This window comes from Streptomyces sp. NBC_01197 (assembly GCF_036010505.1).
Classification (GTDB): Bacteria; Actinomycetota; Actinomycetes; order Streptomycetales; family Streptomycetaceae; genus Streptomyces.
This window is the reverse complement of sequence record NZ_CP108569.1, coordinates 5,219,537-5,234,169: the sequence shown is the minus strand read 5'-3', so window position 1 is coordinate 5,234,169 and position 14,633 is coordinate 5,219,537. Positions and strand designations below refer to the sequence as shown.

The 14,633-nt window shown below is 69.0% G+C and carries 11 protein-coding genes; 1 reads left to right on the top strand and 10 read right to left on the bottom strand.

Features of this window, described 5'->3' with window-relative positions; translation table 11 throughout:
* Positions 1-11: 11 nt before the first annotated feature.
* The gene (locus OG452_RS23910; protein ID WP_327297631.1) at positions 12-1,223 is read right to left on the bottom strand and encodes a glycosyltransferase family 2 protein; all 1,212 of its coding nucleotides are present in this window, start codon (positions 1,221-1,223) and stop codon (positions 12-14) included.
* 376 nt (positions 1,224-1,599) lie between these two features.
* Here OG452_RS23910 and rfbC point away from each other — a divergent pair, with 376 nt between their 5' ends.
* Positions 1,600-2,193 carry a dTDP-4-dehydrorhamnose 3,5-epimerase gene (gene rfbC, locus OG452_RS23905; RefSeq protein ID WP_327297630.1) on the top strand — a complete coding sequence of 198 codons (594 nt, stop codon included), beginning with the start codon at positions 1,600-1,602 and terminating at the stop codon, positions 2,191-2,193.
* An 80-nt stretch (positions 2,194-2,273) separates the two neighbouring features.
* Here rfbC and OG452_RS23900 read toward each other — a convergent pair whose 3' ends face one another.
* The 9 genes from OG452_RS23900 to rpmA form a co-directional block, all read right to left on the bottom strand.
* Entirely contained in the window at positions 2,274-3,041 is a 768-nt protein-coding gene (locus OG452_RS23900; protein WP_327297629.1) for a class I SAM-dependent methyltransferase, read from the bottom strand.
* Between the two features lie 246 nt (positions 3,042-3,287).
* On the bottom strand, positions 3,288-4,172 hold the full coding sequence (gene rfbD / locus OG452_RS23895; protein ID WP_327297628.1) for a dTDP-4-dehydrorhamnose reductase: 885 nt from the start codon (positions 4,170-4,172) through the stop codon (positions 3,288-3,290).
* Positions 4,173-4,259: 87 nt separating this feature from the next.
* A complete protein-coding gene (rfbB, locus tag OG452_RS23890) occupies positions 4,260-5,249 on the bottom strand; it encodes a dTDP-glucose 4,6-dehydratase (RefSeq protein ID WP_327297627.1) in 990 nt (329 codons plus the stop codon).
* Positions 5,246-6,313, bottom strand: coding sequence for a glucose-1-phosphate thymidylyltransferase (locus tag OG452_RS23885; protein ID WP_327297626.1), 1,068 nt, complete (start codon positions 6,311-6,313; stop codon positions 5,246-5,248). The genes rfbB and OG452_RS23885 overlap by 4 nt, the downstream gene beginning before the upstream one ends.
* A 152-nt stretch (positions 6,314-6,465) precedes the next feature.
* Positions 6,466-8,592, bottom strand: a complete 2,127-nt coding sequence (locus tag OG452_RS23880; RefSeq protein ID WP_327297625.1) for a hypothetical protein — start codon at positions 8,590-8,592, stop codon at positions 6,466-6,468.
* Positions 8,593-8,794: 202 nt separating this feature from the next.
* Positions 8,795-10,300, bottom strand: a complete 1,506-nt coding sequence (locus OG452_RS23875; RefSeq protein ID WP_327297624.1) for a bifunctional cytidylyltransferase/SDR family oxidoreductase — start codon at positions 10,298-10,300, stop codon at positions 8,795-8,797.
* A 184-nt stretch (positions 10,301-10,484) separates the two neighbouring features.
* Entirely contained in the window at positions 10,485-12,509 is a 2,025-nt protein-coding gene (locus OG452_RS23870; RefSeq protein ID WP_327297623.1) for a glycosyltransferase family 4 protein, read from the bottom strand.
* A 271-nt stretch (positions 12,510-12,780) separates the two neighbouring features.
* Positions 12,781-14,220 carry a GTPase ObgE gene (obgE, locus tag OG452_RS23865; RefSeq protein WP_327297622.1) on the bottom strand — a complete coding sequence of 480 codons (1,440 nt, stop codon included), beginning with the start codon at positions 14,218-14,220 and terminating at the stop codon, positions 12,781-12,783.
* A gap of 154 nt (positions 14,221-14,374) precedes the next feature.
* Positions 14,375-14,629 (bottom strand): 50S ribosomal protein L27, encoded by a 255-nt coding sequence (rpmA, locus tag OG452_RS23860; RefSeq protein WP_164265539.1) that lies wholly within the window; start codon positions 14,627-14,629, stop codon positions 14,375-14,377.
* Positions 14,630-14,633: the final 4 nt, after the last annotated feature.

Below are 14,633 nucleotides of genomic sequence, written 5' to 3'. Positions count from 1 at the left end.
CCGAATCTACGTCAGCCCTGTTCGCCGGTGCGCGGGGATTCCACGCGCTGGACAGGGTTGGCAGCGGCCCACTTGCGGAGCCTGCGCAGCCGGCTGCGCCCGGCCGCGGGCAGCCGGCGCCAGACCGGGCGGCAGGACATGGCGTAGATATGGTCGGGGATTCCGGCCGATGGGTCCCTGAAATACGGCAGAGCGAGGTAGTACGTACCGGTGAGGCCCCGGCCGACGCGCGTGGGCTCCTCGCTCTCCTTGAGCTGGGTGAGCACGCCGGTGAGGAGGTCGGCCCTGCCGAGCGCGACGCAGTGCAGCCGCAGTCTCTCGGCCGGCTTGAGTCTCCTGGCCACGCCCGGGTTCCAGTACGCGGCCATCAGCGGCGCCGCGAGTTCCATCCGCTTCTGCTGGACGGCGGCGGACTGCTTGAGGAAGCCGGCGGCGAACTGCGGGAGCAGGGTGACCACGAAGGGGCGCACCATGAGCATGTCGCGCCGCGGGCCCGGCGGTACGTACTGAGCGATCAGCTCCATCAGGGCCCGCGCCGAGTCGAACCGCAGCAGGTAACTGCCGCTCTTCGTCACGTGTTTGCCGTCGTCGCGCCCCACCAGGTAGTAGCAGGTGTAGTCGGAGATGACGGACACCCCGTCGCCGCGCAGATAGGTCTCCAGGGTGAAGAGGGCGTCCTCGCCCGTCTTGAGGCTCTCGTCGAAGGTGAGCCCGAGGCGTTCGAGCAGCGCGCGCCGGAAGAGCTTCTGGGCGCTCAGGGTGAACTTGATCTGCGAGTCGAAGACGTCCGCGCGCTCGACGGTCTCCTTCCACATGGACTTGGGGGCGCCGCGGTTGACGCCGACGACCTTTCCGAGCACCACGTCCGTGCCGGCGCGGTCGCCCATCGCGACCATCCGTTCGAGCGCCTCTTCGCCGAAGTAGTCGTCCGCGTCGAGGAAGAATACGTAACGGCCGCGAGCGAGTCCGAGACCGACGTTGCGCGGTCCGCTGGGTCCTCCGGAGTTCTCCTGCCGTACGACGGTGGTCCTGATTCTCGTCCGGGCTGCGAACTCCTCGAGGTACTCCCCCGTGCCGTCCGTCGATCCGTCGTCCACGGCGACGATCTCGATACGGTCCGCGCCCAGGGTCTGGGCTTCCACGGACTCAAGACACTTCACGAGGTACGGCATTGCTTCATAGGCACCGACGACGACGGTCACGTCGGGCTCACTTGTGCTCATCACCACAGGAAGAGAGATGGTTACGGCGATTGGTTGCCTCACCGGCAGTACGGATATTCACCGAACTCGAACCAGGGGCTGCCGCATCAAACCCACCGGTGGCGGTTTCAGCCAACCCGGCCCCGGAATTTTTATATTTCCCATACGGCGGGGGCAGCCTGAGCAGGTCACTCCGCACCCGATACACTCACCGCCCGTCGGACGGCTCTCCCACAGCACGAGGCGGCACGGCACGAAGCGCACGCCGAGGGAGACGGCGAGAGGCGGGCGGCGAATTGCGGGCCCGCGGGAATTTTCCCACCGTCCGGTCACTGTGGAGATCCCCACATATTCCTGATGTCCCGGCAGCGGAAAATGCAGAGAAGGACGTGATCTGATGCGGCAGCTCGCCATCGAGGGAGCCTGGGTCCATGAGCCGAAGATCTTCCCGGACAGCCGCGGCAGCTTCCACGAGTGGTTCAAGGAGCCCGATCTGTCCGAAGCGGTCGGCCACAGCCTGCGGCTCGCCCAGGCCAACTGCTCGGTGTCCAGCAGGGGCACGCTGCGCGGAATCCACTTCGCCGACGTGCCGCCGAGCCAGGCAAAGTACGTCAAGTGCGTACGCGGCGCCATTCTCGACGTCGTCGTGGACATCCGGGTCGGCTCACCCACGTACCGGAAGTGGGAGGCCGTACGGCTCGACGACGTGGACCACCGCTCCGTCTACCTCTCCGAAGGGCTCGGCCACGCCCTGCTGGCGCTGACGGACGACGCCACCGTGGTCTACCTCTGCTCCACCGGGTACGCCCCCCAGCGCGAGCACGGCATCCACCCGCTCGACCCGGACCTGGCCATCGACTGGCCGGCGGACGTCACCCCGCTGCTCTCCGACAAGGACGCGGCGGCTCCGACGCTGGCCGAGGCCGAGGCCCAGGGGCTGCTGCCCTCGTACGCGGACTGCGTGGCGTACGCGGCGAAGCTGCGCGGCTGAGGCCCGGCACCCCGCGCGCGGAACGGCGAGCGCCGCGCCCCGGCCGGGGCGCGGCGCTCGCCGTTCGGGCACCTGCGTGGTCAGCCGGTGACGCTCTCGATCTGCCTGCGCAGACCGGCGAAGGCCGAGCGCGGGCGGTTGAGGTTGCGGGTACGGATGAGACCGGGCCAGAAGCCCGCGCCGAGCAGCACCTCAGGGGCCACCGCGCGCTTGCGGCTCAGCACCTCCTCCGGGACGTCCTGCGGATCCTCGGTGATGTACTCCGCGAGGATGGCGTCGTAGTTCTCCTTCAGCACGGTGCTCGACGGATCGGCGCCGAAGACGGCGACCACTCCGGTCGGCTTGGTGTCCACCTCGACCACCAGCAGGTCGGGGCGGAACCGCCGCAGCACTTCGGCGACCTTGTAGACATCACCCGTCCAAGCCCCCGTGTGCCGGTCGCGGGCCGCCTCGTCGACGTTGCGCGGCAGCATGTCGTCCAGGACGATCACGCTGTTCCAGCGGGCGTGCCTCTCGACGTTCATGAAGTCGCGCAGGGCGAACTCGAAGAGGTGCATACCGTCGATGAACGACAGCTCCAGGCGGGGGTCGCCGCCCAGGAGGCCCAGCGGGTCCCGGCGGGCGAGGGCCCGGAAGGGGTTGCGCCCGGGCCGCAGGTGCAGCAGCGGGTCCTTGCGGGCGAAGAAGTCGTCGCTCGTCTGCTTGACCAGGTGTACGTCACAGCTGATCGAGGTCACGACCTTGAATGCGGGGTCGACGGCGATGGAAGGCACCCGGGAAAGCGCCAGACTGCGCCCGTCATTGACGCCGATCTCCAGATAGGTGCGGGGACGGTATATGCGATGCATGCCGCGCAGGAATTCATGACGGTTCACGGGGGGAGCGCCCTTCGTCGAAAATAACGACTGGTCCGATCCCCGGCGAAGCTACATCATGAATGCCGGACCGTGAAAGCGTCGGTGCTGATGTAAACGTCCGCTTACCGGCTCACCCCGAAAGACGGCAGAACATTTACGGAATCACCGCACGCCGCCCCCGCTCTCCCCGCACCGGCAGACCCGCCCGGACCGGGCCGATCCGGCGGACCGGGCGGATCAGGAGCGCTCGGCGGCCACCAGCGCGGGGAACGCGTCGGCCAGTGCGAGCCGCCAGTCGCGGAGCGGTTCGATGCCCGCCGCCGCCCAGCGGTCGTGCCCGAGCACGCTGTACGCGGGGCGCGGCGCGGGCCGCACGAAGGCCTCGCTGGTCGTGGGCAGCACCCGCGCGGGGTCGGCGTCCAGCAGCCGGAAGATCTCCCGGGTGAGCCCGAACCAGCTCGTCGCACCGCCGCTGGTGCCGTGGTAGACGCCCGCGGGCGCGGTACCGGCGATGGCGCCCGCGCCGAGACGCACCAGCAGATCCGCCAGATCCGCGGTCCAGGTGGGCTGGCCGCGCTGGTCGTCCACCACGTCCAGGGTGTCCTTGACGCCCTCCAGCCGGATCATCGTCCGGACGAAGTTGCCGCCGCCCGCCCCGTACAGCCAGGCCGTGCGCACCACATACCCGCGCTCGGGCAGCACGCTCAGCACCGCCTCCTCCCCGGCCAGCTTGGTGCGGCCGTACGCGCTGCGCGGGGCCACCGGGGCGTCCTCGGCGTACGGCAGGGCGCCATCACCGGCGAACACGTAGTCCGTGGAGATCTGGAGCAGCACGGCGCCGGTCTCCCGGCACGCCTCCGCCAGGACCCGGGGGCCGGTGCCGTTGACGGCGAGCGCCTGGTCCTCCTTGGACTCGGCGTCGTCGACCGCCGTCCAGGCCGCGCAGTTGACGACGACCGCCGGGCGGTGCGCCGCCAGCGCGCCGCGGACGGCCTCCGGGTCGGTGATGTCGAGCGCCGCACGGTCCAGGCCTGCCGCCGGGGTGCCGTCGTCCGCCAGCCTTGCGAGGAGGTCCCGGGCGAGCATTCCGCCCGCCCCCGTGACCAGCCAACTGCCGCTCATGTCTCACCTGTTCCGTGCGTACGTCGCGTCCGTCGCGTCGCGGCCGACGCTACCCGAGGCGGCGGCCGGACGCGGCCTCCGCCCCCGTCAGGCGAGCGCCGCGCGCTCCTTCAGCGGCTCCCACCAGGCACGGTTGTCGCGGTACCACCGCACGGTCTCCGCGAGCCCGTCCGCGAACTCCTTGCGCGGCTCGTACCCCAGCTCCGTACGGATCTTGGCGCAGTCCACCGAGTACCGCCGGTCATGGCCCTTGCGGTCAGCGACGTACTCGACGCTGGTGTCCCAGTCGGCCCCGCAGGCCTTGAGCAGCAGTCCGGTGAGCTCCTTGTTGGAGAGCTCGGTGCCGCCGCCGATGTTGTACACCTCGCCCGCGCGGCCCTTCGTACGGACCAGTTCGATGCCCCGCACATGGTCGTCGATGTGCAGCCAGTCGCGGACGTTGGCCCCGTCGCCGTACAGCGGGACGGACTTGCCGTCCAGCAGGTTGGTGATGAAGAGCGGGATGACCTTCTCCGGGAAGTGGTGGTGCCCGTAGTTGTTGGAGCAACGGGTCACCCGCACGTCCAGGCCGTGGGTGCGGTGGTAGGAGAGCGCGATCAGATCGCTGGACGCCTTGGCCGACGAGTACGGCGAGTTGGGTTCCAGCGGGTGGGTCTCGGGCCAGGAGCCCTCGTCGATCGAGCCGTACACCTCGTCGGTCGAGATGTGCACGAACGTGTCGATGCCCGCCCGGTGTGCCGCGTCGATCAGGGTGTGGGTGCCGAGCACATTGGTCCGCACGAATTCGGCGCCGCCGTCGATGGAACGGTCGACATGGGACTCGGCGGCGAAGTGCACCACCTGGTCGTGCTCCGCCATCACCTTGGCGACCAGCGCGGGATCGCAGATGTCCCCCTGTATGAAGGAGAACCCGGGGTGGTCCCTGACCTCGTCGAGGTTGGCCGGGTTGCCCGCGTAGGTGAGCTTGTCGAGCACGGTGACCGCTATCTCGCCCGGGCCCTCGGGGCCGAGGACCGTGCGGACGTAGTGCGAGCCGATGAAGCCGGCGCCGCCGGTCACCAGAATCCTGTTCGTCATGAAGAGATCTGCACCTTGCTGTGGTCGCCGAGGACAAGTCGGTGGGCTGCTGGGCTGCGGGGCGATGGCGTCACCTCGACGCCCCGGCCGATCAGCGAGGCCGCGACCCTGCGGACCCCGGTGATCGAGGAGTCACGCAGGACGATGGAGTACTCGATCTCGCTGTCCTCGATCCGGCACCCCTCGGAGACCGAGGTGTACGGACCGACGTACGCGTCGCTGATGACCGTGGACTCGCCGATGATCGCGGGGCCCACGATACGGCTGCGGATGACCTGGGCGCCCTTCTCGATCCTGACCCGTCCGATGATCTCGCAGTCCTCGCCGACCGTGCCGTCCTCGCAGGGCTCGACGGTCTCCAGGACCGCGCGGTTGACCTCCAGCATGTCGGTGACGTTGCCGGTGTCCTTCCAGTAGCCGGAGATCGTCGTGGAGTGCACGTCCCGCTGCTGGTCGATCAGCCACTGGATGGCGTGCGTGATCTCCAGCTCGCCGCGCCGGGACGGCCCGATGGAGCGGACGGCCTCATGCACGGCCGGGGTGAAGAGGTAGACGCCGACGAGCGCGAGATCACTCTTGGGGACCTCCGGCTTCTCCTCCAGCGCGACGACGCGGCCCTCACGGTCGAGCTCGGCCACGCCGAACGCCGTCGGGTCGGGGACCTTGGTGAGCAGGATCTGGGCGTCGGGGCGGGCGGCGCGGAAACCGTCGACCAGGCCCGTAATGCCTCCGACGATGAAGTTGTCACCGAGGTACATGACGAAGTCGTCGTCGCCGAGGAAGTCGCGGGAGATGAGCACGGCGTGGGCCAGGCCGCGCGGTGCCTCCTGCGGGATGTAGGTGACCTCGATACCGAAGCGGGATCCGTCCCCGACGGCCTCACGGATCTCCTCCGCGGTGTCACCCACGACGATGCCGACATCGGTGATGCCCGCGTCGGCGATGGCTTCGAGCCCGTAGAACAGCACGGGCTTGTTCGCCACCGGCACGAGTTGTTTCGCGGAGGTGTGTGTGATGGGGCGCAGGCGTGTGCCCGCACCGCCGGAAAGGACGAGAGCCTTCACGTTGTGGGTCCCTTACGAGCAGTCGGGCTGGCTTGATCCGTCCTGTCGGATTTTATCCATTGTCGTGTCGCGAACCTGTAAGTACAAATGCGGTACGGCCGTCCGCGCGAGGTGCGCGGACGGCCGTACGAAGGGATCGGACCACCCTGCTCTCAGTCGCCGACCGCCGAGTCGACGGGGGTGGCGTCCGAGTCGTTCAGGCCGGGGGCGCCCTCCGGTTCGGCGGCGCCCATGCGCTGCGCGACGGCCACGTTGCGGGCGTCGGCCTTGGCCGTGAGCGCCCTCACCGCGGCGTTGAACTGCTCCATCGAGGTGGGCTCGTCGGGGCCGAGCAGGTACTCCTTCAGCTCCCGGCGGCCGTCGGCCAGCGGGTCGGCCGAGGACTCGCTGATCGCCGCGAGCAGCTGGTCGATCTCCTTGGCCTTGTTGGAGAGGATCACGGCAGCACGTACGGCGGTGTTCTGCCGCTTGAACTCCTCGACGCCCAGTTCGGCCGAGTCGGTGACGGCGTAGGGCTTGCCGCTCGCGATGAAGTCCGAGACGACGCTGGAGATGTCCGAGACCATTCCGTCCGACTCGTTGAAGCAGTCGTACAGATGCGGCTGGCCGCCGGTGATGACGCGGTGCTCCCAGTAGCCGAAGGTCCGCCAGTAGGCGCGGTTCCACTCGGAGCGCAGGGTGGCGGTCTCGTCCTCGCGCGCCGGGTCGGCCGGCGAGGCCCCCGGCTCCTCGGACACCTCGGGCACCTCGGACTCCTCGGCGTCCGCGTCGACCGGGCCGCCTTCGGCCAGTTCGTCCAGCCTGGCCTCGATACGGGTCAGCTCGGCCTGCGCGGCGGCCCGGTCGGCCGCACCTGCCGCGGCCTGCTCGGCCCAGCGGGGCTCGGCAGCTCGGTCGGCAGCGGCCTTCTCGACCATCGCCGTGATCCGCAGGTGCGCCGCCTTGGCCTTCGCGCTGCGGGTGCCGGTGAAGGGGTGCGGCTTGTAGAGCACCCGGACCGGCTTCTCGGCGCCGAGCAGCCGCCTGACGATGTTCTCCCCGGCCAGCAGCAGCGAGGTGTTGCCCGGGTTGTCGTCCCAGCCCTCCCAGGTGGGGGCGTACAGCACGGTCGGAATCTGCTGCTTCGGGGTACCGGTCCAGCTCTCGATGGGGGCCAGCTGGGGACGGCCCACCTCGACGATGTCCTCGTCGCGCACGCCGACGTCGGCCAGCGCGTAACGGTCGCGGCCGGCCCGGCCCGCTGTCCACACCTCGTCGTACGCCTTGCTGTACGGGTTGACGCTGGCGAGCTTGTCGCTGTCGCCGTGCCCGATGAAGACGTGCTTGATGGTCGGGATGCGGAGCATGTGGATGTTCTTGCCGACGTTCGCCGCGTACAGCGCGACGCGCACGGTGGAGAGGTCCATGTTCATCAGGTGCACACCGCCCGGCACACACACCACGGGCACCGTGGTCGAGCCGAGCTGCGCCAGGATGGCGCGCTCACGCAGGATGATCAGCGGGCGCCCCTCGGTCTGGGCCATCGTCTCCAGCCACATGTTCACCTGGTAGGCGGAGTCCCTGGAGCCCGAGAAGTAGAGGACGACGGTCGGCCGGTACTCACGCAGCCAGTCGTCGAGCCCGGCGAGCACCGTGGCGGCGGAGGGGACGCGGCGGCCCTTGAGGATGTACGGGACGAGTCCGGCGATGTACAGGACGGCGAGGCCCAGCGTGATGAAGATGCCGAAGTAGCCGTAGTCGTCGGTGCCGGTCTTGGCCGCGATCAGGAGGCCGACCATCGCGAAGGCGTCCAGGTGGAGCATCTTCTCGGCGGCGCGGTTCAGCAGCCGGCGCGGCGGGGGCCCGGGAATCGGGATGCTGCCGAGGTCGATGTTGCGGGTGACCACCGGCATGACGCGGCGCAGCCGGATGAGGGTGGTCAGAGTGCCGTGGGCGGCCTGGAGACCGTAGAAGAGCAGGAAGCAGGCGACGGCGGCGTAGTAGACCCGCTGCTCGGCGAGCTGAAGGCGGGCGAGCAGCAGAATAAGCAGCAGTTCGCGCAGCAGGAAGCGGATCGACAGGCCGGCGCGGACCTTGGCCAGCCGGTTGATGAGGTAGCTGCGGCGCTGGTGCAGGAACCAGTCGGACACATAGGTCACGAAGGTGGCCGCTGCGAACATCCAGATATTGGGGATCAGCGCTGCGATCATCACGCACGGGTAGCTGAGCCCCATGAAGGCTGCGGCGATCAGCTCGGACCGGCTGCCTACGCGCGCCAGTCGAATGGCGGTCGAAATCACGAAGAACCTGCTCCAGGGGGTGCCGGTTTTATTCTGGGGGGATTGATTCGATCGGGTGTGATCCGGGAAGTTCGCATGGATTTCGCCGGATGCTTTTTTGGGGAAATTGTGAAGGCGAGGCTTCACGCATTCGGGCCTCTGCGATTCGCGCGACGCGATCACAGAGGCCCGAAAAGGAACGTCTAGTTATGCCAGGGAAGTATTACACATCTTCCTGACGGTCCAGCACTGAGGCCAGGGCCTGCTCGAACCCCGACGCCTCCGCGCTGGCGTCGCGCGTCGGGTCCTGCTGGCGTACGTCGATGACGTGGCCGGTCAGCTCGGAGAGCAGGACGTCCAGCGAGGTACGGGCCACGGCCTCCGACGAGAGCAGGCTGCCCTCGGGCTCCTGGCCGAACGCCTTGGTGCGCATCGGGGTCGCCGTGCGCTCCGGATTCACGCAGTTGACCCGGACGCCGTCACCGGCCCATTCGTCCGAGAGGGCCTGGGTGAGATTCACCATGGCCGCCTTGGTGGAGGAGTACAGGCTGTATTCGGCGCGACCCCGCGTGTAGCTGCTGGAGGTGTAGAGCAGCAGCTGGCCCTTGGTCTCCGCCAGGTACTTGTACGAGGCGCGCGCGATCTGCACCGGCGCCAGGTAGTTGACGTTCAGCGCTTCCTGGATGGTGGTGTTGTCCGTCTCGGCCAGCTTGCCGATGCGCAGCACGCCCGCGGTGTTGATGACGTAGTCGATCCGGCCGGTCTCCGAGTACGCCTTGGAGAGCGCGTCGTCGACGTGCTCCGGGTTCTCGACATGCGTACCGGTGGTGGAGCGGCCCAGCGCGTACACCTTCGCGCCGTAGGACTCGGCGAGGGCGGCGATGTCGGCGCCGATGCCGTACGAACCGCCGAAGACCACCAGGGTCTTGTCGGTCAGCAGCTCGCGGTAGGCGGCCTCGTCGGCCTGGCGCGGGGCCGCGGTGGAGGCCAGCTGGAACAGCTTGTCGGTGATGAAGACATCGACGGGCTGAGTGACCTTCATGTTGTACTCGTCGCCCGCGACCACGTAGATCGGCACGTCCGGCAGGTACTTGAGCACGACCGAGCAGTCGTCGGTGGCCTGGAAGTTCGGGTCGCCCGCTGCGACGGCGTACGCCCGGCGGATCGTGGAGAGCTTGAAGGCCTGCGGGGTCTGCCCGCGGCGCAGCCGGGAGCGGTCCGGGACATCGGTGATGAACTCGCCGTCCCCGCCGTGGGTGCGGGTCACGATGATCGTGTCCGCGGACGGGATGGCGACGTCGACGGCCTGGTAGCGCTCCAGCGCGTCCACGCAGTCCTTGATCACGCGCTGCGAGAGCAGCGGGCGCACGGCGTCGTGGAAGAGGACGTTGCGGTCCTCGCCCTCGGCCAGCCCTTCGCCGAGGGCGGAGATGGCGCGCTCGGTGGTCTCGTTGCGGGTGGAGCCGCCCTCGATGATCCGGGTGACCTTGGTGAGACCGGACTTGGCGACGATCTTCTCGATGTCCGGTACGTAGCCCGGGGCCATCAGCACGATGATGTCGTCGATGGAGTCGGCCTGCTGGAAAATCGTCAGGGTGTGCTCGATCACAGCCTTCCCGGCGATCTTCAGCAGTTGCTTGGGGATCGACAGACCCACGCGCTGGCCGGTACCACCGGCGAGAACGACTGCTGTAGTCCGGGGCTTGGTTGCTTTGTGCTGCACAGACACAGACGACCTACCTTGCGATGACGAGGGAACGGTGTGATGGTCGCACTCTCCGTGACCGTCTCGCAAGGTGGACGACAAGCCTCCACAACCCTTGCGATACCGCGTGTTCACCCTAAGGGCAGGAAAGAGACCTGGATCCCCCCAGCCACTGTGAGTGACCGACGCCACAGGGTGCGAGAGTAACTCATGGCTGGACGTCCGCCACGGTGAGGGCCAGGTCGTTGCTCACGGTGTAGTACGGCCGCACCCTGACCCACTGCTGCGGCCTGCCGCGGACCTTCCGTACGGCCTTGCGCAGCGCCCCCCAGGGGCGCTTTTTGCGCACCAGGGCCGGCGGGCAGGAGTAGACGGCCTTCTTGTCCACGACGTCGTCGAGGATGCGGCCGATCTTCACGGGCCGCTCCTGCGGTGCGTACCGCAGCCACACGTCCCAGTAGTCGTTCCTGGTCAGCAGGCGGGCGGCGGGGCCCGCGGCGGGGAAGGCGACCCGGAAGCCATCGGTGCCCTCGCGGCTGCCAGGGAAGGCGAGCTCTTCACTCCTGCCACCGCGGCGGCGCAGCAGCAGGACCGGATCCCCTGAGGGTGCGGCCGACCCCATCAGCCGCCCCGATATGGTGAGTTGAGTGCCGTCGACACCGATGTCCCCGGCTTCGGCGTGCACGGGTCTGTTCCAGCTGCGCATGGTCAGGAAGCCCTTGTCCTTGAGCCGGTAGGCGACCTGGTTGCGTACGCCCTCGCCGCTCCCCGCGGGGCGCAACGGGCCGCGCTGGTCCACGGAGCGGGCGGCGATCCGAACCCGCCGCCCGGAGCCGGCCGTCTCGGCGTAGAAGTCCCAGACCCCCTCGGCGAACTTCTCGCCGGCCGGGACGACCGCGACACCGTCCGCGTCGAAGGGGTACGAGCGCTGGTCGGCCCGGTCGTCGGCGCGCGAGCAGAGCAGCCGCCGCCCGTCGTCCCCCGCCGGGTCATCGGGGCCCGGTACGAGGGTGACGGTCAGCTCGCCGTCCGGCCGCACCACACAGTCCGCCTCCGGTGCGAACGCCGGCCGTCCCGCGCGGCCCGCGGCCTGCGGGCGCAGCTCGGTGAAGAGCTTCTCGTACTGCTCGGTGACCTGACGGGGGTCGAAGCGGCGGGCGTTGGCGAGCGCCGCCGCGCTCATCCGGCGGCGCAGCTCCTCGTCGCCGATGAGTCTCAGGAGCGCGGCGGCGACCGCGGCGCTGTCGCCGACGGGCACGAGCAGCCCGTCCACGCCGTCCTCGATGATCTCGCGGGGACCGTAGTCGCAGTCCGTGGAGACGACCGGCAGCCCGCAGCGCATCGCCTCGACCAGCGTCATCCCGAAGGATTCGTGACGGGAGGTGGACACGGCGATGGCGCCCTTGGCCCACTCGGGCTCGATGGGCGAGTGGGGGCCCATGAGATGGACCCTGTTGTGCAGACCCCTGGCCTCGATGCGCTCCCTGAGTTTCGGGCGCTCGGAGCCACCGCCGTAGATCCGCAGGGTCCAGTCGGGGCGTTCGGCAGCCACCTCGGCGAAGGCGTCGACCAGTACCTGGTACTGCTTCTCCGGTGCGAGCCGCCCGGCGGCGACCACGGTGGTGCCGCTGCCGTCGGACGGTGCGACGGGCGGTTCGGGAACGCTGTTGGGGATCGCGAGCACCCGGGTCGCGGGCAGCGGCATCTTCTCGCGGTACACGGCGGCGTCGCCCTCGGAGACGGTCACGAAGGCGTCGAGCGCGGCCAGATGCTCGTACAGCTGGGAGCGCAGGGCCTGCTTGTGATGGTTGTGCGTCATGTGCTCCTGGCCGATGAGCACCGCACCGGCCGGCGCGAACTGGGCGACGTACGCCACCAGGCCCGGCCGGGTACCGATGACGACTTCCGCGTCCGACGTGGCGTAGTGCTCGCGCACCCGCTGATCGGAGAGCTTGCTGTACTCCTTGAAACGCGCCTCGGCCGCCGGCAGGCACTGGGAGGGCAGCCGCTGGAGCGGATGCTCCAGTTCATTGGCCATCGAGGCGGGATCGGTGTCGACCAGGGGTACGACGGTGATCCGGGGGTCGATCCGGAACAACGGGATCTCCCGGTGCCGGAAGACCGAGACGATCTCGACCTCGTGCCGGTCGGCGAGCTCTTCAGCCAGGTTCAGTGTGGTCTTGATCGTGCCGCCGATCCCGTAGACCGTATGGATGAGGAAGGAGATCTTCATCTGCCCCGTAACTCCGCTTCCGTTCTTCCGGGCCGGTGCACAACCCCCGTCATGACACCGCAGGCCCGCGTTCATGGGTGGTTGGTCATCCACCCGCTTGCTAGACACCTGTGGACAGCCATAGGTTGTGCGCTTTCGAAGAACCAGCCGCGGTGACAGGTCTGCGCGATGGCCCGGAACAGTCGGCGAAACGGCCGGAGGCCCGAGAACGCGTCGGCGTTCCCGGGCCTCCGCCATGCTGTGCGGTTCCGTCAGAACCTGTGCGGTTCTGCTAGAACGGCTTGAACTCGTCGTACTCCTTGTCCGACGCGTCCCGCTCGGCCTGGCGGTCCCGGCGCTTCTGCTCGGCGGGCCGGGGCGCTTCGAGGCGGTGGTCCTCGCCGCGGCGGCCCAGCATCTCGGCGCCCGCCATCATCGTCGGCTCCCAGTCGAAGACGACGGCGTTGTCCTCGGCGCCGATGGCCACGCCGTCACCCGCACGGGCACCGGCCTTCATCAGCTGGTCCTCGACGCCGAGACGGCTGAGCCGGTCGGCGAGGTAGCCGACGGCCTCGTCGTTGCTGAAGTCGGTCTGGCGTACCCAGCGTTCGGGCTTCTCGCCGCGGACGCGGTAGACGCCTTCCTCCTCCTCGAAGCTGACCGTGAAGCCCGCGTCGTCGACGGCCTTCGGGCGGATGACGACCCGGGTGGCCTCCTCGGCAGGCTTCGCGGCGCGCGCCTCGGCGATGATGCCGGCCAGCGCGAACGACAGCTCCTTCAGGCCCAGATGGGCCACCGCGGACACCTCGAAGACCTGGTAGCCGCGCGCCTCCAGATCCGGGCGGATCATGTCGGCGAGGTCCTGTCCGTCGGGGATGTCGACCTTGTTGAGGACGACGATGCGGGGCCGGTTCTCCAGGCCGCCGTACAGCTTGAGCTCCTCCTCGATCATGTCGAGGTCGGAGACCGGGTCGCGGTCGGACTCCAGGGTCGCGGTGTCCAGCACGTGCACGAGCACCGAGCAGCGCTCGACGTGCCGCAGGAACTCCAGGCCGAGCCCCTTGCCCTGACTGGCACCGGGGATGAGACCGGGGACGTCCGCGATGGTGTAGACGGTCGAACCGGCCGTCACCACACCGAGGTTGGGGACGAGCGTGGTGAACGGGTAGTCCGCGATCTTCGGCTTGGCGGCGCTCAGCACCGAGATCAGCGAGGACTTGCCGGCGCTCGGGTAGCCGACGAGCGCCACGTCGGCGACGGTCTTGAGCTCCAGGACGATGTCCCGGGACTCCCCCGGCTCGCCCAGCAGCGCGAACCCAGGTGCCTTGCGGCGGGCCGAGGCCAGCGCGTGGTTCCCGAGGCCGCCGCGGCCGCCCTGGCCCGCGACGAAGGTGGTGCCCTGGCCGACCAGGTCGGCCAGGACGTTCCCGTCCTTGTCCAGGACGACGGTGCCGTCCGGCACGGGCAGTACGAGGTCGTGCCCGTCCTTGCCCGATCGGTTGTCACCGGCGCCGGGCTGGCCGTTGGTGGCCTTGCGGTGCGGGCTGTGGTGGTAGTCGAGCAGCGTGGTCACGGCCTGCTCGACGACGAGGATGACGTCGCCGCCGCGCCCGCCGTTGCCGCCGTCGGGTCCGCCGAGCGGCTTGAACTTCTCACGGTGTACGGAGGCGCAGCCGTGGCCCCCGCTACCCGCGGCGGCATGCAGCTCGACGCGGTCCACGAAGGTGGTCATGGTTCGGTGCCTCCTGGGGGTCCCCCCACGCCTTTAGGGCAGAGGGGGCGTACGGAATTGTCTTACCTGTAACACGACGAAGGCGGACCGGCTTCCCGTAAGCAACGGGAAACCTGGTCCGCCCTCGACAGATCGCTCTACGGCAGCCCGGTGATCAGGCGACCGGAACGATGTTCACGACCTTGCGGCCGCGGTGCGTGCCGAACTCGACCGAACCGGGGTTCAGCGCGAACAGCGTGTCGTCGCCGCCACGGCCGACGCCGGTGCCCGGGTGGAAGTGGGTGCCGCGCTGGCGGACCAGGATCTCACCGGCGTTGACGACCTGACCGCCGAAGCGCTTCACGCCGAGCCGCTGAGCATTGGAATCGCGCCCGTTCCGAGTGGACGATGCGCCCTTCTTGTGTGCCATGTCT